Genomic DNA, 24,727 nt, shown 5'->3' with positions numbered 1-24,727 from the left:
CGTCCGCGGCTCAGAAGGACGCCGACCGGGGTCTGGTGGCCGACGCCGGCTGCGGGAGCGCACCCCCGCCGCCCGCGGCGTCGAAGGACGCCGACCGCCCGCGGTTCGCGGCCGCCGGCACGCCGCCGCCACCGGCACCACCGCCCTGGGCGCCCTGGCCGCCCGGCGCCGCGCCGCCGGCCGCCGGACCGCCGGCCCCGCCCTGGTTCCCGGCGTTGCCCGGGCCCGGGTTGGGCCCGTTCGCGGCCCCGCCCTGCTGACCGCCCCCGGCCTGGGCACCGGCGGAGTCGGAGCTCTTGCCGATGTCCCACAGCGAGATGCCCTCGAGCTTGATCGACGGGCTACGCAGCGAGCCGGAGGCCTTGAACCGCAGCAGGGTGAAGAACTTGTCCACCTTGTCGGAGGCGTCCTGCCACTTCTGCTGGCGGGCCTGGCCCGCGGCGTCGTAGCTGAGCAGGAGCTGCCCGAACCGGGCCGGCGACGGCCGGTTCGCCCGCGTGGTGTCGGAGACGGTGAACGTCCCCTGCTTGTTCTTCTCGAAGTTCTGGCCGGCGCTGACGGGTGCCCGCCCGTCGGAGTCGACGTACCGCAGCGGGTTCGCCGCCGCGTAGGTGTACGCCGAGAGCAGGCCCGGGTCCGCGACGACAGCGTCGGGGTCCTCGGTGAGCAGCGGCTCGGTGGACAGGAACCGCTGGTCCCGCCACGAGTACCACCGCTCGCCGAAGTTGACCGTCTTGTAGGTGCTGTCGTTCCACCCGCCGGCGAACAGGTACGGGGTGTCCTGGATCCGGCTCTGGCCGGCGACCCACTTCTGACCGGACGGCAGGTACTCCAGGTACTGGAAGACGCTGCCGACCTCGTCGGTCACCACTCGCAGGCTGCCCTGCAGGTCGGTGTGGAAGAACTGCACGTACAGGTCCTCGACCGGCGGGCACAGCCCGTCGCCGTCGGGGTCGGCGGCCCCGACGTCGCAGGCGCAGGCCTGGGTCGCGGGGTCGCACACGCAGTTCTCGTCGACGGTCGGGTCGCAGCCCTCGGGAGGCTGCGGCGCCGGGGCCGTGCGGTGGCTGGCGACCTTCGTCGTGCCGAGGTAGATCTCGGCGTACCGGTGGCCGTCGTTCTCGAGCCGCCAGGCCTCGTTGACGAAGAAGTACGTGCCGCCGGGCCCCCGCTCGAGCACCAGGTTGCCGTCGGCGTCGTAGCGGTACTCGGTGTCGTTGCCGTCCTCGCCGACCTCGACCAGCCGGTCCTCGGCGTCCCACACCATGCGGCGGTCCAGCTCGGAGGAGTCCGAGCTCGCGCAGGGCTCGGTCCACCCGGTCATGTTGCCGTTGACGTCGTGCTCGTAGCTGCGGCCGCCCGCCCGGACCACCTGGTGCGGGTGGTCGGGGTCGAACTGCTGGTCCAGCCACGCGTACGTCGACTCGGGGTCCTGGTTGTCCGAGCCGCCGCCCGACCCGCTGTACGGGTCGCACTGCGGCTCGTCCGTCGACCCGGAGTCCGGCAACGAGCCGTCGCCCTTCTTCGAGTTCGTCTTCTGCTGCGAGCGCCCCGGCCCCTTGCCCCCGCCGTTGCCGGTCGTGGACTCGGTCGCGGTCGCCTGGGTGACGTCGACGAGGTTGCCGTTCGGCGTCCGGTCCGCGGTGTACTCGTAGGTGCGGTCCTCCTGCCGGTCGACGTAGCGCCCCTCGGCCCCGGCCAGCCGGTAGTGCTGGTCGTAGGTGTACGCCTGCTGGGCGGGCCCGGGCAGGTTGTTCGCCGGGATGTCGCCGAGCTCGTCGAGCGTCCCGGCGGACCCGCCGTCGTAGAGCGCGTTGGCGACGTCGGTGACGTTGCCGACGACGTCGTAGGAGTACCGCAGCTCCTGCAGCTCGCGGGCGACCGAGGTCGTACCGTCCCACTGCTCCTGCGCGGCGGCGTCCGTCGCGATCCCGGTGAGGAACCGGCGGTCCGGGTCGTAGTCCTTCTCCGTGGTGACCCCCGTGCCGGTGGTCACGGTGCGCACCTCGCCGAACTCGTCGTAACCGGCGTGGGTGACGTAGACGATCTCCCGGTCCGGACGCGGCACGGGATCACCCTCGACGGTGTAGGCGTCGTGCTGCGGCGCCAGGGACCACAGCCCGGAGACCTGGCCGCCCAGGTCGTACTCGTGGTGCAGCACCTCGCCGGTGCCGCCGTCGTCACCCGGGTACGTGAGCGTCACGACGCGCTGCAGCGAGTCGTACTGCCACCGCGTGGCCCACGTGGGCTGCGGCTCGTCCTGGCCGATGCCGAACGGGTCGATGCCGCGGGTGACCGCCTCGGTGGAGACGTTGCCGTCCACGTCGTAGGCGTACTCGCGGGCCACCGCCGGGGTCGCCTCGCGAGCCACCCGGCCCTCGCTGTTGCCCGGCGCGCCGGCCCCCAGCTCGTCGCCGTAGGTGTACTCGACGTCGCCGGTGTCGTCCGGGTAGGTGATGCTGCGCAACCGGTCGAAGTCGTAGGCGTAGGCCACCGACGTGCCCTCGGCCCGGCGCACCTCGTCGACCGTCTCCGCGACGTCCCCGGCCGGGGTCCAGGCCCGTTCCAGGAGCCCGGAGTCGGGCGTCTCGACGGACGTGCCGAGGTCCAGCATGTCGTAGCCGTAGCGGCTCACCGCGCCGGCCGTGTCGGTCACCTTCGTCAGGCGGGCCAACGGGTCGTAGGCGTACGTGGTCAGCAGCGGCGTCGTCCCGGTCCGGGCGGACTCCACGATCCGCTCGTCGCCGATCCCGGCGGCCGGCAGGGCGTCCAGCAGCCCGTCCGTGGTGCCGCCGGTCGGCGCCGGGCTCTCCACCACGGCCAGCACCGCGCCGCGCACGTCGGAGAACCGCTGCACCTCCCGCTCCAGCGGGTCGGTGACGGTCACGCTCGCGACCTGGTGGCTCAGGTGCGGCGGCTCGGTGATGTCGTAGGAGCGCCGCTCGACGCTGCCGTCGGGCAGCACCACCCGCGTGAGCCGGTCGAGCAGGTCGTACCGGCGCTGGGTCGGGTCCGTCACCGGCACGTGCGTGTCGGCCGGGTCCCCCGACGAGTTCCGGGTGTTGTAGGTCCTCAGACCCGGCGGCAGGTCGCCGCCCCCGGGATACGTGACCTCCTCCACGACCGGGTACCACTCGCGCACCTCGCGCCCCAGGGCGTCGAAGTCGACGGCGCCCTCGACGACCATCGCGGGCGTGTCGCCGAGCGCGACGACCTGCGCGTCCCGCTTGCGCTGCACCACGCGTGCCATGCCGTCGACGAACGCCGCGGTGTCGAGGGTGTCGGCCGCCGGGGTGCCGTCCGCGAGCACGGCGTCGTGGTGGCGTGCGGCCGCCCACGCGTGCCCGTCGGAGTTGAACCCGCCGTAGGCGTAGGTCACCGTCGCCGGGCCCGACCCGCTGCCGTCGCAGGCGAAGTCCCCGGACTCGCGGGGCGTGGCCACCGCGGCGATGCGCCCGAGCGCGTCGTAGCAGTACTCGGTGGTGTTGCCGTTGGCGTCCGTCGTCGTCGCCGGCAGCCCGACCGTGTAGTCGTACGTCGAGGTCGAGGTCACCCCGTGCGAGTCCGTCACCTGGGCGATGTCGGTCACGCGGTGGTCGTCGTAGACGTAGTCCACGCAGTAGCGCTGCTCCTCCGCAGCGCGCGTGGCGGCGTCCACCTCGTCCTGCGGGGCGTCTGCCGCGGGGACGCAGCCCTCGAACACCGACTCCTCGGGCAGCGCCGGCGGCGTGCCGCCGCAGGCCGAGGAGTCGGTCTCGCCCGTGAGCACGTTCGCCGGGTACCGCACGGCGTCGTAGTTGCCGTACGGCTCGAACGCCATCTCGGTCACCGCGACGACGTCGTCGCCGCAGACGTCCTGGCCCTGCGTCTCCACGATCCGGATCGGCACGGCGTTGCCGCACAGGTCGAGGCTGCCGTCACGGTACTTCAGCACCTCACCCGAGTCGTCGGTGCCGGCGTGCACCGCCACGGTGGCGGGCACCTGCACCCACGAGCTGTCGTCGCCGCCGTAGCGCGGCGTGGTGCACGGCGGATACGTCGTCACCGTCGTGGTGTCGTCACCCGTCGTGCCGGTCTCGGCGTGGTCGACGGCGGTGAGCGTGTTGCCCAGCCCGTCGTAGGTGAAGTCGGTCGTCCGGGCGTGCCCGTCGCCGTCGGCGTCGAACCGGGTGAACGTCTCGGACGTCAGCCGCGGGGCCAGGGCGAGGTCGAAGAGCGCCGTGCGGGCCGGGTCCCCGACGTCGGGCACGACGCCGGTGAACTCGTCGCCGTTGGCGGGCTCGCCGGCACCGGGCTCGCCGACCACGACGTGCGCCAGCTCCCACGTGGTGTCGGTCCGTTCCAGCAGCCGGTCGTCGCCCTCGGTGTCACCCGGTGCGAGCAGGTCGACACGTTCGGCCAGCCCGTCGTCGAACGGGGTGTCGTTGCGGTACGTCCAGCGGGTGATGCGCTGCAGACCCGGGTCGTAGGACGGGCCGTCGGCCGGGTCGGCGTCGACGTCGTACTCGCGCTGCTCGACCGCGTCGAAACCGAGCATCGTGCGGTGCAGGTGGTCGTAGGCGTCGCCGGAGTAGGAGAACTCCCGGCGCTGGACGTCGGTGCCGTCGCCGGGCCGCCCGTCGTCGTACTCCACCTCGCTCATGACCCACAGCGAGTTCGGCTGCACGATGCTGTTGCCGGTGCGCTCGTAGTCCACCCGGACAGCACCGCCGAGCGGGTTCTTGACCGCCTGGAGCAGGTTGGTGCGGCCGGCCTGGTTCAGCCGGACCTCGACGTGCTCGTCGGTCAGGCTCTCCACGACGTCGAGGTGGCCGTCACCGTCCATGTCGGTCATGTCCACGACGGTCCGCGAGCGCTCGTAGCCGCCGTGCACGCCGGGGTTGATGATGACGTAGCAGGCCACCAGGCAGATCGGGCCGACGGAGACGGTGAAGTCGAAGCCGCCGTTGACCGAGGTGCTGCGGGCCAGGTCGGCCCGGTTGTCGATCGTCAGGTCGCCGACGCCGAAGTCGGGCGACGGGTACGTGCCCAGCACCTTCGCGGTGCGACCGTTGCCGTCCGCCGCACCGAAGACGGTCTTCGGCGCGCTCTCGTTGCCGTCGGCGTAGACCATGCGGTCCAGCACCCCGTCGCCGTCGACGTCGATCCAGGACGCCTCGGACAGGGTCCCGCCCTCGGCACCCCCGACGCCGCCGCCGAACTCGTAGGCGTTGAGCTGGAAGCCGCCGGACAGCGCCCCCGACACGCTCTCGGAGGCCTCGAACACTCCGCCCGACCACTTCACCGGGTCGGCGTATCCGTAGCCGGTGCCGAGCGCCACCTGCACGCCGCTCTCGGACCAGGTCTCCACGAGGTCGGTCACGCCGTCGCCGTTGACGTCGTCGAGGTCGACGCTGACCTGGACGCCCTGGCCGGTGCTGTCGCCGTCGGGCAGGAGGTCGTCGACGCCCCCGTCGAGCCCGTCGGTGTTGTCGCCGAACGGGTTGGTCCACTGGCCCTGGATCGAGAAGCCCAGCCCGATGCTCATGCCGCGGGTCTTGTTCTTGGACGTCCCGTTCTGGGCCCCGACCGTCGGGCTGCCGGCGGAGGTCTTCGTCTGCTCGCTGCCCTCGATGGAGACGGGCGACCCGCCGAGACCGCCGCCGACGGAGACCGCCGTCGAGATCGTGTTCTCGACCTCGCTGCCGCTGTCCAGGCTGCCGCCGCGCGGACCGGTGTAGTCGGCGTCGCTGCCGGAGCGCACGTCGGGGAACCCGTCGCCGTTGAGGTCCTGGAAGTCGGTGACCGTCCGGCCGCCGCCGATGGCCCCGCTGAGGCTGGCCGGCCCGAGACCGAGCGCGGCGTTGAAGTCCCCGTCGATGGTCAGCACGCGGGGTGCCGGGCGGGCGTCGTCGCTGCTGCCCGGGCTCGTCGAGCCGCCGGACGTGCCGCCCGGGTCGACCACGGCGATCTCCTCGCCGATACGGGTCGAGCGGATGCCGGTGGCCGTGACGAACAGCCCCTCCTCGGACGCCGCGCGCCAGCGGTCGGCGGCGTCGCCGTCCGGACCGGGCAGCGGGAAGTAGGGCAGGGCCTTGTCGAACGAGTCCGCCACCTTGTCGGCCGACGACCCCAGGTCACCGGGCTCGCCGGCGACCTCGGTCGCGTCCGGGGCGTCCGGGATCTCGGTGTCCTCGTCGAAGTCGTCGACGCCCTCCGGCTCCAGCTCGAAGTGCTCGCGCTGCAGCAGGGCGTCGCCGCGCGGCTCGTCGGGGTCGTCGCGGGGGATGTCGGGGTGGTCGGCGTCGTAGCCGGCGGCGGTCCACCCGCGGTTGCCGGAGGCGAACACCGTCTGGACGTCGGGGGCCACGAGCCGGGCGGTCAGGTCGTCGGCGCCCTTGTCGTCCTCGTCGTCGTCCGACGTCGCCACGACGCTCAGGCTGCCGTTCTCCAGCACGTGGGCCGCCATCGGGGCGTCGTGCAGGGAGACCTCGACCCAGTAGTCCTGGCCGGGCTCGGCGTCGAAGTCCAGGGTCGTCTCCCCCTCGACCCGGTACTCGGACGGCAGCACGAACGGCCCGTCGTCGTGGTTGTGCTCGACGGTGAACTCGTCGGACTTGGCCACCACGCCGACGATGCCGTGCTCGTCCTCGCTCTTGACCGTCACCACGGCGGGCGAGGACGCCCACGCCTCGTCGCCGGGCTCGACCTCGAGGTAGTCCCAGATCCGGTCCGCCACGACGTCGACGTCGAGGGAGAAGGTCCCGGCCGCGTCCGGCGACCAGGGCAGGTACGGCCCCGTCACCTCGTCGGAGACGGAGAAGACCCGCACCGACGGGATGACGACGGGCCCCGTGGAGGACGGCAGCACGGCGTCGGCCGGCAGGTCGTCCGGCGTGGCCTCGCCGTTCGGGCCGGTCTCGGCGACCGGGTCGGCGAGCTCGAGCTGGACATCCAGCGCGAGCGACCGCGGGTCGACCGGGGAGTCCGAGGCGACCTCCAGCGCGAGCCAGTCGGGGTTGTCCACGACGCTGTCGCAGTCCTCGGCGTCACCGTCGTCGAAGCAGCCGGCGGGCTCGGCCACCTGGCCGACCTCGGACACGTCGAACGTGTAGGTCAGCTCCACCGACGTCGGGGCGACCTCGATGGGGTCCTCCCCGGGTGGTGCCTCGGGTTCGTCACCGGGGGCCGGACCGGCGCCCAGCAGCCCCTCGGCACCTCCGTCGGGGGTGAGGGTGACGACCGACGAGGTGCCCTCGGTCGAGCCGGCGTTGAGCCCGTGGCTCGCGACGACCTCGACGTCGTCGGTCAGCAGGCCGGTGCGCTCGAGAGTGACCGTCAGGGTCACCTCCCCGGGGTTCGGCAGCAGGGTGCGGCCGCCGTCCCGCCCGAACGTCGTGAAGTCCTCGGCGGCGTCGTAGGACAGGACGTCGCGTCCCTGCGCGTCCGGCAGCGGGTCGCTCGTCGACACGCCCGACCCGACGGACGAGTAGCTGATCGCCGGCGCCCACTCGACGAGGTCGTCGGTGCCGTTGTCGATGACGTGGGTGCGGAAGAAGATCTCGTCGCCGGCGTCCACCGACACGGAGACGGCATGGTCGACGCTCGGGCTCGCGCCGGTCAGCGTCTCGTCGAGCGGGCGCTTCGGCGTGGTGTCCAGGGTCTCGATCATGACCCGCACGCCGTCGCCGTCGTAGCTGCCGGCGTCGGCCAGGGTCGCGGTCCCGGTGACGTCGACGACGCCGTCGTAGGGCGCGACCCACCGCCGCACGGTGTCGTAGCGCGGCGCGGAGGCCTCGAGGAGCTCGTCGACCCCCTCCGGCTCGGCACTGGCGAGCTCCGAGGAGAAGCTGCCCATCGGCACCGCGGTGCCGGCGGAGGAGGCCACGAACTCGATGGAGCCGTCCGACTCGTCGTAGACGCTGAAGAACACCTGCCAGCCGCTCGACCCCTTCTTGATGAGGTCGGGACGGCCGTCGGCGTTGACGTCCGAGAAGTACCGGTCCGCCCAGTCGAACCCGAACGAGCCGCCGACCTGGGTCGAGGCCACGGGGTAGAACTCGGCGTGCAGGTCGACGCCGAAGTCGGTGCCGGTACCGATCTTGGCCTCGTCGATCGTCATCGGCGCACCGAACCGGTCGGCGTGACCGGACAGGTCGTCACCGGGGCGCGAGAGGTTGCGGGCGTACTTCACCGCGCCGTTCTCGACCCAGACACGGTCCGGCAGGCTGTCGCCGTCCATGTCCATGAACGTGGTGACGTCCTCGCTGTTGCCGCCCGAGAGGTTGAACGACCCGCCGAACGAGCCGATCTTGCTGGGTGCCACCGGGTTGAACCCGATGTACGAGCCGCCCTCGGCACCGCCGCGGAACGAGGTGGCCAGCGCGCTGGAGGCCGACACGTTCGACCCCGTGCTCACCGAGGAGTCGGTGTCGGTGTCCCAGCGGACCGGGTCCCCGAACAGGTCGAACGCGTCCCCGTCGCGGGGTACGTCGTCGAACCACTTCATGCGGTGCCACGCCTCGACGACGCCGTCACCGCCGAACTGGCCGACGCGCTTGACCAGGCTCTTGTCGAAGGGACCGGTCTTGTACTCCAGCGCGTACCCGCCGAGCAGCTCGCCGAGGTTGCCCGCGTCGATCTCGCCCGGGCCGTCGTCGGTGCGTGCACCGGGGGCGTGGTAGCGCACCTGGATCTCGCGCAGCAGGTCCGCGGTGACCACGGGGGCGCCGCCCGAGGCGTCCACCAGCGGGTCGGGCCGGGCGTCCACGGAGCCGCCGGAGGCGACGGTGGTGCCGCCGACGTCGCCGTCGCGCAAGAAGTAGACGCTGTACGGCGGGTCGTCGACGACCCCCTCCGAGTCCGGCTCGACGTCGAAGCCGGTGTAGGTGATCTCCCGCAGGTACATCTCCAGGCCCGGCCCGCTCGACGAGCTGCCGTAGCCGACCCCGGTCGCGGTGTCGTACTCGAAGCGCATGACGTTGCCGGAGATGTCCTCGACGTACGTCAGGGGCCAGTGGAAGGCGTTCCCGGCCGCGGTGGTCAGCACCTGTCCCTGGCCGTCCGGGTCGCCGCCGTACCAGCGGTCCGTGCCGTCCTTGTCGGTGACCTGCCACCAGTAGGCGCCGGGGGTGTCCCCGTGCCGGACGATGCGCTCGTACTCGGTCTCGACCTGTCGCACGAAGTCGGTGCGCGGCCCGGCCTCGCGCGCCCCGTAGTCGCCGCCGTCCCGGATGGAGTGCGGGAACAGCCGTGCGCCGTCCAGCGCGTAGGTCTCGGTCTCGACGTCGGCGGCGAACCGGGGTGCGCCGTAGGTCGGGTCGACCGCGATCGCCCCGGCGTCGAGGTCCCAGCCGAGGCCGAGCCAGCCGTTGCCGCCCGAGGAGTCGTAGGTCAGGTCGAGGTCCGGCTCGACGCCGGCGCGGCCGGGCGGCACGAGCACCGGGTAGGACATCTGCGCGGCCCCGGCGCTCGTCGGGTCGGGCGGCTCGACGAGGGACAGCGCCTCGGTCGGGTCCCCGTAGTCCAGCTCGGCGAGGTCGACACCCCCGAGATCGTCCGGCGACGTGCCGGGGACGTCGTCGAGCGTCCCGACGGCGGGGTCCGCGAGGGGCTCCGCGACGCCGGGTGCCGCGGTGAGGGTCACCACCAGGGCGGCCGAGGCCGCCATCGCGGTGGCCGTGGTCCATCGTCGTGCCGCCGTGCGTCGCTCGCGCCGGGCAGGTCCTGCGGCCATGGGAGTCCCCTCTCGCACGGCCGAACGCCCGCCCGACCTCCCCCGAGAGTAAGGATGTGATCTGCGCCACGGCCGGGCGGGAGGGTCCTCTGCCCGGGATCTCACCCGGGTGAAGCCGGACCAGGGTGCACCTCTGGGAGGATGGAGCCATGTCCACGACGCTCGCCGACCTGGGCATCGACGTCGACCTGCGGGTGACGCCCTGGCACTACCCGGGCCCGGCCGCTCCCACATCGGGCCTGCTGCACGACGGCACCTTCGGTGCGCTCCGGCACGACGGCGGCACGTGGATCGGCGAGGACGGCACCTCGCTGGACGAGCTGCTGGGACGCGCCCGCGTCCCCCCGCGACGCCACCGGCACGCGGTGGTCGCCATCGGCTCCAACGCCGCTCCCGGGGTGATGCATCGCAAGTTCACCCGGCTGGGCGTGAGCACGACGGTGCCCATGCTGCACGGCGCGCTCTCCCACGTGTCGGTCGGGCACATCCCCCGCGTCAACCCGGCGGGCTACGTCGCCGCCGTCCCGCGCACGGCGCCCGACGTCCGCAGCGCCGTCGTCGTCTCCCTGCTCACGACCGAGCAGGTCGTGGCGCTGGACGCGACCGAGCACAGCTACGTCCGCCGCTCGGGCGCGGACGGCCTGCACCTGGCCGGGCACGACGGGCCGTGGTCGCTGTACGTCTCCACGATCGGCGCGATCTCCGGCGCGGACGGCGCGGCCGTGCCGCTGGGCACCCAGTCGGCGCTGTGGGACCTGCTCCACGTCGACGCCGAGCTGGCGGCGGTGACGGGCCGGGGAGGTCACCGGACGGTCGCCCGACGGCTCGCCGCCGACCGGCGTCTCCGTGACCGCGTGAGCCGCCACCTCCTCGAGCGCGGCCGGGTCACCGGGACCGGCCTGGAGTCGCTCGCGGCCGCGGCCTGAGGAGATCATCCCTGGTCAGACCTATCGCCCGGAGTGTCCGCCCCGCTACGATTCAGGCGTTTGAGACCGAATCGATCCAAGGACGCTCATGAAGATCGCTGTCGTCGGGGCCGGGTTCGCAGGACTGGCCAGCGTGAAGACCCTCCGCGAGTTCGGCCACGAGGTCACCGTGTTCGAGAAGGCCCCCGACGTCGGCGGCGTCTGGAGCTCGACCCGCCGGTACCAGGGTCTGTTCACCCAGAACAACAAGGACTCGTACTCCTTCACCGACCTGCCCATGCCGAAGGACTACCCCGAGTGGCCCAGCGGTGAGCAGGTCCAGGCCTACCTCGAGCAGTACGTCGCGGTGAACGACCTGGCCGGGTCGCTGCGGCTGTCGACCGAGGTCGTGCGCGCCGAGCTGACGGACGCCGAGGACGGCTGGCTGGTCACCGCGCGCCGCAGCGGCGAGGCGGTCGGCGACCCGGAGCGCTTCGACCACCTGGTGGTGGCCAACGGGATCTTCTCCGACCCCGTCATCCCCCGGTTCGAGGGGATGGCGCAGCTCCTGCGGGCCGGCGGGAAGGTCGTGGCCTCCGGCCAGATCGGGTCGGTCGAGGACGCCCGCGACAAGCACGTCGTCGTGGTCGGCTACGGTAAGTCCGCCTGCGACGTGGCGGCCGAGATCGGCCCCGTCGCCGCCTCGACCTCCGTCGTCGCACGCCAGCTGCTGTGGAAGCTGCCCAAGAAGCTGGGCAAGGCGCTGAACTACAAGTACCTGCTGCTGACGCGCCTCGGGGAGGCGCTGTTCCGCTACCAGACGCTCGACGGCTCGATGGAGCGTTTCCTGCACGGAGCGGGCGACCCGGTCCGGCGGTCGATGGTCTCCAGCGTCGGCACCGTCTCGCGCAAGCAGCTGCACCTGGACGAGCTGGGTCTGGTCCCGCGCGGCGAGTTCTCCGACATCGCCCGGTCGACGGTCTCCCTCGCCACGGACGGCTTCTACGAGCAGGTGGCCGACGGCACGATCGTCGTCCACCGGGACACCGAGATCGAGCGGTTCGCCACGGACGACGACGGCGCCCCCGTGGCCGTGCTCAGCGACGGCGACACCGTGCGCGCCGACCTCGTGGTGTGCGGCACCGGGTTCCATCAGCGCGTGCCGTTCCTGGACGCCGACCTGACCGCGCGGCTCCTCGACGACCGGGGCAACTTCCAGCTCTACCGGCAGGTGCTCCCCCACGACGTGCCGCACCTGACGTTCGCCGGGTACAACTCGTCCCTGTTCAGCCCGCTGTCGGCCGAGATGGCCGCCGTCTGGACCGCCGCCCACCTCGCGGGCGCGATGGACCTGCCCCCGGACGAGGTCCGCCGCGAGCACGTCGCCGACAGGGTCGACTGGATGGAGAAGCGCACCGAGGGCCGGCACGCCCGGGGCACGAACGTCATCCCCTTCTCCCTGCACCAGATCGACGAGATGATGCGCGACCTCGACGTCGACCTGCCGCGCCGGACCCGGGTGGCCCAGTGGCTGCTGCCGGTGGACCCGGGTGCCTACCGTCGGGTCGCGGACACGGTCCGGGAACGGGTCACGACGTCGGCCTGAGCCGCGGTCAGCGGAACCGGACCGGGAGCTCGCGCGGGTAGCGGAACCACGCGGAGCGCACGACGGGCACCTGGTCCGGTTCCGTCGCCAGCTCGATCTCGTCGACGCGCGCCACGACGTGCCCGACGATCAGCCGGGTCATCAGCGGGGCGGTGCGGTGCGCCGGGCAGGCGTGCGCGCCCAGGCCCCAGGTGAGGTGGAACCGGGAGTCGACCTGCTCCCACGGGTCCACCGCCTGCACGGCGTCGTCCCCGTTGGCCGCCACCACCGCGGGCACGACCGCGTCGCCGGCGGCGATCGGCTGGCCGCCGAGCACCGTGTCCGTGATCGCGTAGCGCGGCAGCAGGTGCGGCATCGGCGGCTCCCGGCGGGAGATCTCGTCCAGCGCGTCGTCCAGGGACAGCCGCCCACCGTGCAGCCGCGCGCCGAAGGCCGGGTCGGCCACGACCCGACGGATCGCGCTCGCCGCGGCGGCGGTCGCGGCGTCGTGCGCGGTCCGGAACAGCGCCCCGACGGCGCCCATGAGCTCCAGGTCGTGCTGGTGGCGCGGGTCCGCGATGAGGGCCGAGGCGAGGTCGTCGCCGGGCTCGGCTCGCCGGCCGGCGACCATCGTGGCCAGCAGGTTCTCCATCTCGTCCGCCGCGTCCGGGGCGTCCTCGCCGCCGGCGCCGAGGGCGACGGTCAGCTCGTGCATCCGGCGGGCGTCGGCGAGGGTCATCCCCAGCAGGTCGGCGAGGACCCGGACCGGCACGTCCACGGCGTAGTCGGCGACCAGGTCACCCGCGCCGCGCGCCGCCAACCGGTCGAGGGCCGACGTGCAGGCCACGGTCACGGTGCGGGCGAGACGCCGCTCGTCGAGCGTCGCGAGCGCGTCCTGGACCGGCCCGCGCAGGCGCCGGTGCTCGGCCCCGTCGACGTCGAGGAGCGAGTCACGGGAGGCCAGGACGGCCCGGACCGGCGACCTCCAGGCGACCAGGCGTTCCTGCTCGTAGCGCCAGCGGCGGAACTCCCGGGTGAAGTGCACCTCGTCGCGCAGGAGGCTGCTGACCTCGTCGTAGCCGAGCGCGAGCCAGGCAGGCACCCCCGGTTCCAGGTCGACCGGGGCGACGGCACCCCACCGCGACCGCAGCGCGTCGTAGCGCTGGTGCGGGTCGGGTGCGCCCGCGAGATCGGCCAGCAAGGGCCGGTCCGCCACGTCCTCGAGGCGGACCACCCGTCCCGCGGCGGTGATGCTCATGCCGCCGCGGCCTGGCGCGCACGCTGCTCGAGCGCGTGGGCGACCAGCGTGGTGAGCGCCTGGACGGCCCGCGGGCGACCCCGGACGTCACCGCTGACCACGGGCGTGCCGGCCGGCAGGTCCAGCGCGGTGCGCACCTCCTCGACGCTGTGCCGCGGGGCGCCGGGGAACTCGTTGACGACGACGGTGAGCGGCAGCCGCGTGTGGTCCTCGAGCTGGTCCAGGACCTCGAAGCTGTCGGCGAGGTTGCGGGTGTCGACCAGCACCAGGACGCCCACCGCACCGTCCGCCAGGCCGGACCACAGGTCCCAGAAGCGGCGCTGCCCCGGGGTGCCGAACAGGTAGAGCGCGGTGTCACCGCCGACCGTGACCCGCCCGAAGTCCATCGCGACGGTGGTGGTGGACTTCTCCCCGGTGCGTCGGTCGACGCCGACGCTCGCCGTGGTGATGCTCTCCTCGGTGCTGAGCACCGGGATCTCGCTGACGGACTGGATCAGCGTCGTCTTGCCGACGCCGAACGGGCCGACCACCAGCACCTTGACCGATCGCTTGACCGTCGCGGCGAGGTGTCGAGCCCGGGCCGGTGCGGTGCCGGCCGGGTCAGAGGCTGCGGAGTCCATCGAGCACCTCCTCGAGCAGCTCGGTGTCGGGCAGGTCGTGCGTCGCCGTCGAGCGCAGCGCCAGGAAGCCGCCGTCGAGCAGGTCGGAGGCCAGCACCGCCACCAGGCTCACCGGCAGACGCAGGTAGGCGGCGACCTCGGCCAGCGCCAGCGTCCCGCGGCAGGTGCGCAGCAGCGTGTGCTGGTGCCGGCCGGCGTGGCTCGGCAGCTCGCGCCCGTCGTCGACCGTGCACAGCAGCGTCTCCGGGCGCAGGGTGTTCCGGGTCGGGCGGGACCGCCCGCCGGTCAGGACGTACGAACGCACCGGGTGGTCGCGGTAACCCTCGGTGTCCATCGTCCGCCCCCCCCTCAGGCCCCGACCGGGTCCGTGCCGAGCGCCCGCTCGCCGATCATGAGCACCTGGGCCTGCATCTGCTGGGCGACCAGGCCCGGGTCGACGCCGGCGTCGGTCACCACGGCGAGCCGGGACCCGTCGCCGGCACCGCGGACGAAGAGGAACCCGCCGCCGAACTCGACCACGACCTGGCGCAGCCGGTCGCCCTCGCCGAACTCCCGGCCCATCGACAGCCCCAGCGCGACGAGGCCGGCGCAGGCCGCGGCGACCTTGTCGGCGGTGTCGGGGTCCGTGACGTCCGTGCGGACCTTGACCAGGCCGTCCGAGCTCAGCACGACGGCGTGCCGGACCCCGCGGACCCCCGAGACCAGGTCGAGCATCCAGCTGTCCGGGTGGTCGGTCGCGGGCGGCGTGTCAGCGCTGCTCTGCGTCGTCATCTGTCCTCCGAGGTCCCGTCGCGTCGGACGGATCATGGGTGTCCGTGTCCTGCAGCGGCGCTGCGTCGGTGCCGGCGAAGAAAGCGCCGATCCAGGCACCGGCCTCCTCGGCCGTCGGTTCCGGCGCCGGGGGCGCCGACGGTGCGGTGGAAGGTGCCTGGACAGAGGGGATGCCGGGGCCGCTGGTCGGGGTGCGGCCCGTGGCGGCGCGACGGGAACGGCGCTGCGGCAGCACGGGCGGGCCCGCGGAGGACACCGGGTCGGAGGCGGACCGGGGGTCCGTCAGGGCCTCGGGGATGTCGGCGCCGACCGGTGCGGGGACCGGCGGCGGCTCGTCGACGCTCGCCGCGAGCACGTCGGGCACGTTGTCGACCGTCTCGGTGATCTCCTCCGGGATGCGGACGACCGCTCGCAGACCGCCGTAGACGGAGTCGGCGAGCTCGACCCGGAGGCCCAGCGAGCGGGCGTACGTCCCCACGACCGCGAGCCCGGTCTGCGGGACCTCGCCCAGGTCGGAGATCGTGATCTCGTGCTCGCCGGCCGCGATGCGCCGCACGCGGTCCAGCTCCCGCGGGTCCATGCCCACGCCGCAGTCGTCGATCTCGATGACGGCGCCGCGCTGCACCTGCCGGATCACGACGAGCACCTGGGTGTTGGGCGGGGAGCACTGCGTGGCGTTGGCGAGCAGCTCGGCGATCACGTGGATCAACGGTTCGACGGCCCGACCGGTCACCGCGAGCCCGGGGTCGCCGGAGACTTCGACGCGCCCGTACGCGGTGATCCTCCCGGCGGCCCCGCGGACCACGTCCGGCAGGGCGAGCGGGGCGTCCCAGGCCTGGCCCGGCCGGCGCTGGCCGCAGAGCGCGACGAGGCTCTGTGCCTGGCGGGCGTGCTGGGCGGCCGCGTGGTCGACACGCATGGACGTCTCGAGCACGTCGTGGTCGGCCGCGTGCCGCTGCGCCATGCGGGTCGCTTCTTCCTGGATGCGGTGGGCCGACGCCTGCACCTTGCGGCTCAGCGCGATGACCGCCGTCTCCACCGCGGCCCGCTCGCCGGCTCGCTCCGCCTCCAACGCCTCCGCGGCGCGCCGGGTGTCGTCGAGGTGGCGGGACGTCTCGTCCAGGGCGACCGCCAGCTCGTCGCGCTCGGCCGCCAGCGCACGGAACGCGGCGTCCTCGCGGCGTGCCGCCCCCGACAGCAGGACGGCGGCGAGGACCGGCAGCAGCAGCGCGGCGGCGCCCACGACCCACACGGACCAGCCGGGACCCCGCTGGCCGAGCAGCGGCAGGGCCGCGATGCACAGCACCATCGCGGCGACGCACACGGCCGCCAGGACGCGACCCATCACGGGCGGTCTGACTGAGGTCGTCGTGCTCACCGCACCCCCGGTCGGCAGGATGGCGGGTTCCGCGAACCCCCCGGACGGACTGTGGGGGTGTCGGCCCCCTGACCAGGGTGTTTCTACCACAGGGGACCCGCGCGCGAAAGGGCGCCCCACCGTCGGGCGGACGACACCGGGATAGGGTCCCCGCATGAGTGCCGACCCGCTCCCGCCAGCCGCCCGTCCCGACCCCCCGGACCCCGACACCGACCCGTTCGGCTGGCTGGAGGACGTCGTCGGCGACGAGTCGCTCGACTGGGTCCGGCAGCGCAACGAGCACGCCCAGCAGGCGCTCGGCGGAGCGGACCTGACCAGGACGCGGGCGGCGGTCCGCGAGGTGCTGGACTCGGACGACCGCATCCCCGCGGTGTCCCTGATCGGCGACCACCTCTACAACTTCTGGCGCGACGCCGCGCACGAGCGCGGCCTGTGGCGTCGCACGACGCCGGACTCGTACCGCAGCGAGGACCCCGCGTGGGAGACGGTGCTCGACCTCGACGCCCTGGCGGAGGCCGAGGACGAGTCGTGGGTCTGGCACGGCGCCTCGGTGCTGCGCCCGACCCCGGAGCAGCTGGCGGCCGGGGAGCCGTGGCGCCGGGCGCTGGTCGACCTGTCCCCCGGCGGGTCGGACGCCGACGTGACGCGCGAGTTCGACCTGGTCGAGAAGCGGTTCGTCCCGGCCGCCGACGGCGGGTTCCACCGCCCGCTGGCCAAGGGCGGGCTCGCGTGGGCGGACGAGGACACCGTGTACGCGTTCACCGACCTCGGCGAGGGCACGACGACGTCGTCCGGCTATCCGCGCACCGTCGTGCTCTGGCGTCGCGGGACGGAGCTCACGTCGGCCCCGGTCGTCTACGAGGGCTCCACCGACGACATGGCCGTCATGGGCAGCCGCTCGCGCACGCCCGGCTTCGAACGCGACCTGGTCCGCCGGTCGATCGCGTTCTACCGGTCCGAGACGTACCTCGTCGAGGGCGTCGGGACCCCCGGGCAGGAGCTGGTGCGCGTCGACGTGCCGCTCAGCGCCGAGACGGGTCTCCATCGCGAGTGGCTGACGATCGAGCTGCGCGAGGACTGGGAGGTCGACGGCCGCACGTACCCCGGCGGCGCCCTGCTCGCCGTCGTGCTCGACGACTTCCTCGCCGGCTCGCGGGACCTCACCGTGCTCTTCGAGCCCACCCCGTCGACGTCGCTCGTCGGCGGCGCCTGGACGCGGCACCACCTCGTGGTGACGGTCCTCGAGGACGTCGCGCACTCCGCGTACACCCTCACCCCGCCGGACCTGGACGCCGGAGACGACACCCGGTCCCCCTGGGCCCGTGGCGACCTGCCCGTCGGGGGCGAGCTGCTCACCGTCGGCGTCCGGGCGGTCTCGACGGTCGACAGCGACGACGTCTGGGTGACGCGCAGCGGGTACCTCGAGCCCACGACGCTCGCGCTCGCCACCGTCGTCGGGGCCGGCGAGGAGCCGCGCGAGCCGGAGGTGCTGAAGACGGCACCCGCGTTCTTCGACGCCTCCGGGATGGTCGCCGAGCAGCACTTCGCGACCTCCGACGACGGCACCCGCGTGCCCTACTTCGTCGTCGGACGCTCCGACCTCGTGCGGCCGGCCGACGGGTCGGGGCCGGGGACGGCACCGACCCTGCTGTACGGGTACGGGGGGTTCGAGATCCCGCTGCTGCCCGGGTACTCCGGCACGGTCGGCCGTGCCTGGCTCGCCCGGGGCGGGGTGTACGTCGTCGCGAACATCCGCGGCGGGGGCGAGTACGGGCCGTCGTGGCACCAGGCCGCCCTGCGCGAGAAGCGGCACCGCGCGTACGAGGACTTCGCCGCCGTGGCCCGCGACCTCGTCGCGCGTGGCGTCACCACGCCCGAGCACCTCGGTGCGCAAGGCGGCTCCAACGGCGGCCTGCTCGCCGGGAACATGCTCACCCGGTACCCCGAGCTGTTCGGGGCCGTGGTCATCCAGGTCCCGCTGCTGGACATGCGGCGGTACTCCCACCTGCTGGCCGGCGCCTCGTGGATGGCGGAGTACGGCGACCCGGACGTGCCCGAGGACTGGGACTTCCTGCAGACCTTCTCGCCGTACCACCGGCACGACCCGGCACGGGAGTACCCGCCGGTGCTGCTCACGACCTCGACGAAGGACGACCGGGTGCACCCGGGCCACGCGCGGAAGATGGCGGCGAAGATGCTCGCCGCCGGCCAGGACGTCACGTACTACGAGAACATCGAGGGCGGGCACGGCGGCGCGGCGAACAACGCCCAGGCCGCGCACATGGCCGCTCTCGCGTGGACGTTCCTGCACGACCGGCTCTCCTGACGGGTCCGCGCTGCGGGCCGCCGGTCAGGAGTGGGGGACGATCGCCGTGATGAGGGTGCCGTCCGCCCGCCGGTTGCCCGCCAGCGCGCGCCGGCCCGGACGCCCGTGGCGCACGGGTCCCTGGCCGTCGAGCGGGACCCTCGCGGGCACCCCGGGGCGGACCGTCACCTCCTCGCCCCGCACCGCGACCGTCACCCCGCCGCCCGTCTCGGCCACGAGCTCGATCGACCCCGGCAGCACGGTCACCCGCAGGCGTGTCCCCTTCCAGGTCAGGCGGTACGTCAGGGACTCCCAGCCCCGCGGCAGCCTCGGGTCGAACGTCAGGTCGCCGTCGTGGTCGCGCATGCCGCCGAACCCGCTGACCAGGACGGCCCACGTCCCGCCGGCCGAGGCCACGTGCACACCGTCGGCGGCGTTGCCGTGCAGGTTCGCGAGGTCGACGTAGACGGACGACAGGAAGTACTCCAGCGCCAGCCGGTGGTACCCGACCTCGGCCGCGATGATCGACTGCGCGACGCCGGACAGCGTCGAGTCCCCCGTCGTCAGCGGGTCGTAGTACTCGAAGTTCGCGAGCTTCTGCTCGGGGGTGAACAGGTGCCCCTGCAGGACCATCGCGGCGACGACGTCGGCCTGCTTGAGCACCTGGAAGCGGTAGATCACCAGCGGGTGGTAGTGCAGCAGGAGGGGCCGCCGGTCGCGGGGAGTGCGGGCCAGGTCCCAGATCTCCCGCTCGAGGAAGTGCGAGTCCTGCGGGTGGATGCCGACGCCCTCCTCGAACGGGATGGCCATCCGGTTGCCCGCACGCGCCCACTCCATCGGTTCCGAGGGCTCGAGCCCCAGCCGCTTGACCAGGTGCTCGTACTCCTCGGGGTCCTCCCTGCGCAGGGCTCCCACGACGTGCGCCGCGGCGCGGAGGTTGAAGCGGGCCATGACGTTCGTGAAGAGGTTGTCGTTGACGACCGTCGTGTACTCGTCCGGTCCGGTGACACCGTGGATGTGGAAGAGGTGGTCGCCGTTGGCACGCCAGAACCCCAGGTCCGCCCACAGCCGGGCGGTCTCCACGAGGATGTCCACGCCCTCGCGGTGCAGGAAGTCCGTGTCACCCGTCGCCCGGGCGTACTGGAGCAGCGCATAGCTGACGTCGGCGTCGATGTGGTACTGCGCCGTGCCCGCCGCGTAGTAGGCCGACGCCTCCTCCCCGTTGATCGTCCGCCACGGGAACAGCGCACCGCGCTGGGACAGCTCCCGCGCCCTGCGGCGGGCGGCGTCGAGCATGTGGTAGCGGACACGGAGCGCGTTGCGGGCGAACCGCGGGCTCGTGTACGTCAGGAACGGCAGGACGTAGATCTCGGTGTCCCAGAAGTAGTGGCCGCCGTACCCCGACCCGGTCAGCCCCTTGGCCGGCACCCCGCTGCCCTCGCTGCGCGCCGTGGCCTGCGCGACCTGGAACAGGTTCCAGCGCACCGCCTGCTGGATCTCCTCCTGTCCGCCGATCTCGACGTCCGACCGCTCCCAGAAGTCGTCCAGCCAGGCCCGCTGGTCGGCGTACCGCTCCGCCAGCGCGCCGTCCGCCGCCCGGTCGAGCGTGCGCCGGCAGCGGTCGACCAGCTCGCGCGGCGGGACCCCGCGCGAGGTGTGGTACGCGACGGTCTTCGTCAGGCGGACCGGGCGTCCGGGCTCCGCCTGGACCCGGAACACGTGCTTGGCGAGGTCCTCCTCGACCTGGGTGCGGACGGTCCACTCGTTCTCGGTCTCGAACCGGTCGTCCGCCGCCACCGCGAGGGTCATCCCGGAGTTGGTGCACCGGTAGCCCAGCACGAGCCGCTCGTCGTCGCCCCACTGCGCGCGGGGCTGGAGCACCCGGCCGCGGAAGTCCTCCGCCTTGCGCGGGTCGAACCCCTCGCCCAGGGCGGCGGAGCTGACGTGGTACTCGTCCTCCCCGTCCTGCCGGTTGAGGATCTGCGAGGAGATCGCGACCGGCGCGGCCGCGTCGAGGAGGGTCACCTCGAAGGTCATGACGGCGAGGTGCCGCTCGACGAAGGAGACCATGCGGTCCGAGCGCACCCGCACCAGCTTGCCCGACGGCGTGCGCCACAGCAGGTCACGGCGCAGCATCCCGTCACGCAGGTCGAGCGACCGCTCGTACTCGAGGAGGTCGGCGACCGGCAGCAGGAGCGGCTCGTCGTCGACGTAGAGGCGGATCACCTTGGTGTCGGGCACGTTGACGATGGTCTGGCCCACCTTGGCGAACCCGTAGGCCTCCTCGGCGTGGCGGATCGGCCACGTCTCGTGGAAGCCGTTGACGAAGGTCCCGTGCGCGAAGGACTCGCGCCCCTCCTCGACGTTCCCGCGCATGCCGAGGTAGCCGTTCCCGACGGCGAACAGGGTCTCCGTCGTGCCGAGGTCCTCGTCGGAGTACCTCGTCTCGACGAGGCGCCACGGTTCCGCGGGGAACCGCTGCCGGTCGACGGTCCTCTCCTCGTCGGGCGTCTTGAAGCTCACGCGGCACCCCGGGGGCGGGGCCCGTCGAGCACCGAGGCGTCGACCTCACCCAGGTCGGCCACGACGAGGTCGGCGCCGTGCTCGCGCAACGCCTCGGCGCCCACGCCGCGGTCGACCCCCAGCACGAGGCCGAAGGGTCCGGCGGCGCCGGCGCGGACGCCGGAGATCGCGTCCTCGACGACGACCGACTCCGCCACGGGCACACCGAGCAGCTCGGCGGCGCGCACGTAGGTGTCGGGCGCCGGCTTGCCCGCGATGCCCTCGCGGGTCGCCACGTTGCCGTCGACGACGACGTCGAACCGGTCGGCCAGGCCCGCGGCGGCGAGCACGGCCGGGGCGTTCTTGGACGACGAGACGACGGCGACCCGTGCACCCGCGCCGGTGACGGCGTCCAGGAACCGCACCGAGCCGGGGTACGGGTCGACACCCTCCTCGACGAACATCCGGTTGACGATCTCGTCCTTGCGGTTGCCGAGCGCGCAGACCGTGTCCTCGCCCGGGGGGTCGTCGGCCGTGCCGTGCGGGATCCGGACACCGCGGGACGCGAGGAACGTCGCGACACCGTCGTAGCGGGGCTTGCCGTCGATGTGGGCGAAGTAGTCGGCCTCGGTGTACGGCTCCAGGCCGTGGGCCGTGGCGTAGGGGGCGAAGAGCCGCTCCCAGGCCCGCATGTGGACCTCGGCCGTCGGGGTCAGGACCCCGTCGAGGTCGAAGAGCACGGCACGCAGGGCGGGCATCCGGGATCCTTCGGGTCGGCACGGGAGCCGACCGGCCCCCACCCCAGGCTATAGGCACCTGGGGCGCGAACCGCCGGTGAAGCACGCCGCGCACGCCCGGCAGGGCACCGGCCCGTGGTCCGGTGCCCTGCCGGGACGTGCGAGGGTCGTCGTGGTCAGCGACCGAGCGACGTGTACCCGCCGTCGGACTTGCGGGCCTCGGCAGCCGCCTTCTGGGTGGTGCCGTAGTAGGCCGCGACCATGATGTCCTTCATGTCCTGCAGCATCGGCAGCCGCGGGTTGGCCGGGGCGCACTGATCCTCGTAGGCCCGCATCGCCAGCGTGTCGAGCCCGCCGATGAAGGCCTCCTCGGCGACACCCTGCGCCTGGAACGACGGCTCGATGCCGATGCTTCGCGTCAGCTCCTCGACCGCCCGGGCGTAGGACTCGACGCCCTCGGCCGGGGTGGCGGCCGGCAGCCCGAGGTGCTTCGCGATCTGCTGGTACCGCTCCGGGGCGACGTACCGCTCAGCCTTCGGCCAGCCGGTGACCTTGCCCGGCATGAGGCCGTTGTAGCGGATCGCGTGCGGCAGGAAGATCGCGTTGGTGCGCCCGTGCACGAGCTTGAACGTGGCACCGACGGTGTGCGACATCGCGTGCACGATGCCGAGGAACGCGTTGCCGAACGCCATGCCCGCCATCGTCGCCGCGTTGTGCATCTTCTCCCGCGCCTCGATCGCCTCGCCGCCCTCGAGGACGGAGGTGCCGATGTTCTCGAACACCAGCTTGATCGCGTGCAGCGCCAGGCCGTCGGTGAAGTCGTTCGCGTAGACGGACACGAAGGCCTCGGTGGCGTGGGTCAGCGCGTCCATGCCGGAGTCGGCGGCGAGCTTCGCCGGCATCGTGGCGGTGAGCACCGGGTCGACGATCGCCACCGACGGGGTCAGTGCGTAGTCGGCCAGCGGGTACTTGAACCCGGTCGAGTGGTCGGTGATCACGGCGAACGGGGTGACCTCCGCCCCGGTGCCCGAGGACGTCGGGATGCAGACCAGCTGGGCCTTCTCGCCGAGCTCCGGGTACCGGAACGCCCGCTTGCGCACGTCGAAGAACTTCTCGCGCAGGTCGCTGAAGGCCACCTCGGGGTGCTCGTACTTGAGCCACATGACCTTCGCGGCGTCCATCGGCGAACCGCCGCCGATCGCGATGATCGTGTCCGGGCGGTGGTCCCGCATCAGCAGGGCCCCGCGCTCGACGGTCTCGACGCTCGGCTCCGGCTCGACGGTGTCGATGATCTGGACGGCGACCTTGTTGGTCCGGCGCTGGAGCACGTCGAGGATCTTGTCGACGATCCCGAGGGACTGCATGACGCCGTCGGTCACCACGGTGACGCGCTCGACGTCCGGCATGTCGACCAGGTACTGGATCGCGTTGGGCTCGAAGTACGTCTTCGGCGGCACCTTGAACCACTGCATGTTGTTGTTCCTCCGCGCGACACGCTTGATGTTGAGGAGGTTCACGGCGCTGACGTTGTTCGACACCGAGTTGTGCCCGTAGGAGCCGCAGCCCAGCGTCAGCGACGGGATGAGCGCGTTGTAGATGTCCCCGATGCCGCCCAGGGCGCTCGGCTGGTTCCACAGCACCCGCACCGCCTTGACGGCGTGCCCGAACCGCTCGGCGAGCTCGGCGTCCGTGGTGTGGATCGCCGCCGAGTGGCCGAGACCGTCGAACTCCACCATCTGCTCGGCGAGCCGGACCCCCTCGTCGGTGCTGCGCGAGCGCAGGACGGCGAGCACGGGCGACAGCTTCTCGCGGCTCAGCGGCTCCTGCGGCCCCACGCCGGAGATCTCGGCCAGGAGCACCGAGGTGTCCTCCGGGACCTCGAAGCCGGCCTGCTCGGCGATCCAGGCCGCCGGCCTGCCGACGGCGGCGGCGTTGAGCTTGGCACCGCTGCAGGCGGCCGTGTCGGCGCAGGCGCCGAAGAGGTACTCCTCGAGCCGGGCCTTCTCCTCGGGGGAGGCGACGTAGGCGTGCATGGTCCGGAAGCCGTCCATCACCTCGTCGTAGACCTCGTCGTCGATGATGACGGCCTGCTCCGAGGCGCAGACCACGCCGTTGTCGAAGCCCTTGGACAGGACGACGTCGTTGACGGCACGGCCGATCTTCGCGGTCTTCTCGATGTAGGCGGGGACGTTGCCGGCGCCGACGCCGAGGGCGGGCTTCCCGGCGGAGTAGGCGGCGCGCACCATGGCGTTGCCGCCGGTGGCCAGGATCAGCGAGACGCCGTCGTGGTGCATCAGCGCGCTCGTCGCGGCGAGGCTGGGCTCGGTGACCCACTGGATGCAGTCCTCGGGCGCGCCGGCCTCGATCGCGGCGTCGCGCACGATCCGGGCGGCCTCCGCGGAGGAGCGCTGGGCGTTCGGGTGGAAGGCGAAGATGATCGGGTTGCGCGTCTTGAGGGCGATGAGGCTCTTGAAGATCGCGGTCGACGTCGGGTTGGTGACCGGGGTGATGCCGGCGACGACCCCGACGGGTTCGGCGATCTCGACGATGCCGCGCAGCTCGTCGCGCGCGACGACACCGACCGTCTTGAGCTCGGCCATCGAGTGGGTGACATGCTCGCAGGCGAAGATGTTCTTGGTGGCCTTGTCCTCGAAGACACCACGCCCGGTCTCGTCGACCGCGAGCTGGGCCAGGTTGCCGTGCTCCCGCAGCGCCGCGACCGACGCCTTCTTGACGATGTGGTCGACGTCCTCCTGCGTCAGCGTCGCGTAGGCCGCCAGCGCCTTGAGCCCGCGCTGGACCATCGCGTCGACGGCGACCTCCGGCGCCGGGGGCTCGACCGTCGGGACGTCGGTCGGCGTGACCTCCGGTGCGGCGCTGGTCGTGGTGGTGTCGGTGCTCATGTCGCCCTCCCCTGAGGGGCTGTGGCCGTTCCTCGGCCTCCGGATCTG

General features: G+C 72.9%; 12 protein-coding genes. 3 read left to right on the top strand and 9 right to left on the bottom strand.

Translation table 11 applies throughout. The annotated features are described in order from the left end of the window. Positions 1-10: 10 nt before the first annotated feature. Positions 11-9,715 carry a SpvB/TcaC N-terminal domain-containing protein gene (locus HLI28_RS00575; RefSeq protein WP_171245557.1) on the bottom strand — a complete coding sequence of 3,235 codons (9,705 nt, stop codon included), beginning with the start codon at positions 9,713-9,715 and terminating at the stop codon, positions 11-13. A gap of 149 nt (positions 9,716-9,864) precedes the next feature. Here HLI28_RS00575 and HLI28_RS00570 point away from each other — a divergent pair, with 149 nt between their 5' ends. Continuing rightward, a complete protein-coding gene (locus tag HLI28_RS00570; protein WP_171245556.1) occupies positions 9,865-10,641 on the top strand; it encodes a hypothetical protein in 777 nt (258 codons plus the stop codon). An 88-nt stretch (positions 10,642-10,729) separates the two neighbouring features. Beyond that, the gene (locus tag HLI28_RS00565; protein WP_171245555.1) at positions 10,730-12,226 is read left to right on the top strand and encodes a flavin-containing monooxygenase; all 1,497 of its coding nucleotides are present in this window, start codon (positions 10,730-10,732) and stop codon (positions 12,224-12,226) included. A gap of 7 nt (positions 12,227-12,233) precedes the next feature. On the opposite strand, the gene HLI28_RS00560 is transcribed toward HLI28_RS00565, so the two are convergent. From HLI28_RS00560 to HLI28_RS00540, 5 genes are read right to left on the bottom strand one after another with little or no spacing between them, the layout of a single operon-like run. Beyond that, a complete protein-coding gene (locus tag HLI28_RS00560; RefSeq protein ID WP_171245554.1) occupies positions 12,234-13,463 on the bottom strand; it encodes a cytochrome P450 in 1,230 nt (409 codons plus the stop codon). Beyond that, positions 13,460-14,083 (bottom strand): GTP-binding protein, encoded by a 624-nt coding sequence (locus HLI28_RS00555; protein ID WP_171245553.1) that lies wholly within the window; start codon positions 14,081-14,083, stop codon positions 13,460-13,462. The genes HLI28_RS00560 and HLI28_RS00555 overlap by 4 nt, the downstream gene beginning before the upstream one ends. Further along, positions 14,064-14,417: a DUF742 domain-containing protein gene (locus tag HLI28_RS00550; protein WP_171245552.1), complete on the bottom strand. Its 354-nt coding sequence runs from the start codon at positions 14,415-14,417 to the stop codon at positions 14,064-14,066. Before HLI28_RS00550 ends, HLI28_RS00555 begins: the two co-directional genes overlap by 20 nt. Positions 14,418-14,431: 14 nt before the next feature. Further along, positions 14,432-14,854: a roadblock/LC7 domain-containing protein gene (locus tag HLI28_RS00545; RefSeq protein ID WP_216077205.1), complete on the bottom strand. Its 423-nt coding sequence runs from the start codon at positions 14,852-14,854 to the stop codon at positions 14,432-14,434. Beyond that, positions 14,832-16,199: a sensor histidine kinase gene (locus HLI28_RS00540; RefSeq protein WP_171245551.1), complete on the bottom strand. Its 1,368-nt coding sequence runs from the start codon at positions 16,197-16,199 to the stop codon at positions 14,832-14,834. The genes HLI28_RS00545 and HLI28_RS00540 overlap by 23 nt, the downstream gene beginning before the upstream one ends. Positions 16,200-16,386: 187 nt before the next feature. Here HLI28_RS00540 and HLI28_RS00535 point away from each other — a divergent pair, with 187 nt between their 5' ends. Next, positions 16,387-18,558, top strand: coding sequence for a prolyl oligopeptidase family serine peptidase (locus HLI28_RS00535; protein WP_171245550.1), 2,172 nt, complete (start codon positions 16,387-16,389; stop codon positions 18,556-18,558). Between the two features lie 24 nt (positions 18,559-18,582). Here the strand turns inward: HLI28_RS00535 and HLI28_RS00530 are convergent, their stop codons facing one another. The 3 genes from HLI28_RS00530 to adhE all read right to left on the bottom strand — a co-directional run bounded on the left by HLI28_RS00530 (position 18,583) and on the right by adhE (position 24,679). Continuing rightward, the gene (locus HLI28_RS00530) at positions 18,583-21,060 is read right to left on the bottom strand and encodes a glycoside hydrolase family 65 protein (RefSeq protein ID WP_171245549.1); all 2,478 of its coding nucleotides are present in this window, start codon (positions 21,058-21,060) and stop codon (positions 18,583-18,585) included. Next, complete coding sequence (locus tag HLI28_RS00525) at positions 21,057-21,797, bottom strand: HAD family hydrolase (protein ID WP_171245548.1); 741 nt, start codon at positions 21,795-21,797, stop codon at positions 21,057-21,059. The genes HLI28_RS00530 and HLI28_RS00525 overlap by 4 nt, the downstream gene beginning before the upstream one ends. Before the next feature lie 155 nt (positions 21,798-21,952). Continuing rightward, positions 21,953-24,679: a bifunctional acetaldehyde-CoA/alcohol dehydrogenase gene (gene adhE, locus HLI28_RS00520; protein WP_171245547.1), complete on the bottom strand. Its 2,727-nt coding sequence runs from the start codon at positions 24,677-24,679 to the stop codon at positions 21,953-21,955. Positions 24,680-24,727: the final 48 nt, after the last annotated feature.

The organism is Isoptericola sediminis (assembly GCF_013085345.1).
In the GTDB taxonomy this organism is placed as follows: Bacteria; Actinomycetota; Actinomycetes; order Actinomycetales; family Cellulomonadaceae; genus Isoptericola; species Isoptericola sediminis.
Note: the sequence above shows the minus strand (reverse complement) of the source record. Positions and strands in the feature narration are given on the sequence as shown.

Excerpts from the sequence above, each read along its gene's own strand:
- HLI28_RS00575 (WP_171245557.1), bottom strand. The coding sequence starts at position 9,715 with ATGGCCGCAGGACCTGCCCGGCGCGAGCGACGCACGGCGGCACGACGA.
- HLI28_RS00570 (WP_171245556.1), top strand. The coding sequence starts at position 9,865 with ATGTCCACGACGCTCGCCGACCTGGGCATCGACGTCGACCTGCGGGTG.
- HLI28_RS00565 (WP_171245555.1), top strand. The coding sequence starts at position 10,730 with ATGAAGATCGCTGTCGTCGGGGCCGGGTTCGCAGGACTGGCCAGCGTG.
- HLI28_RS00560 (WP_171245554.1), bottom strand. The coding sequence starts at position 13,463 with ATGAGCATCACCGCCGCGGGACGGGTGGTCCGCCTCGAGGACGTGGCG.
- HLI28_RS00555 (WP_171245553.1), bottom strand. The coding sequence starts at position 14,083 with ATGGACTCCGCAGCCTCTGACCCGGCCGGCACCGCACCGGCCCGGGCT.
- HLI28_RS00550 (WP_171245552.1), bottom strand. The coding sequence starts at position 14,417 with ATGGACACCGAGGGTTACCGCGACCACCCGGTGCGTTCGTACGTCCTG.
- HLI28_RS00545 (WP_216077205.1), bottom strand. The coding sequence starts at position 14,854 with ATGACGACGCAGAGCAGCGCTGACACGCCGCCCGCGACCGACCACCCG.
- HLI28_RS00540 (WP_171245551.1), bottom strand. The coding sequence starts at position 16,199 with ATGGGTCGCGTCCTGGCGGCCGTGTGCGTCGCCGCGATGGTGCTGTGC.
- HLI28_RS00535 (WP_171245550.1), top strand. The coding sequence starts at position 16,387 with ATGAGTGCCGACCCGCTCCCGCCAGCCGCCCGTCCCGACCCCCCGGAC.
- HLI28_RS00525 (WP_171245548.1), bottom strand. The coding sequence starts at position 21,797 with ATGCCCGCCCTGCGTGCCGTGCTCTTCGACCTCGACGGGGTCCTGACC.
- adhE (WP_171245547.1), bottom strand. The coding sequence starts at position 24,679 with ATGAGCACCGACACCACCACGACCAGCGCCGCACCGGAGGTCACGCCG.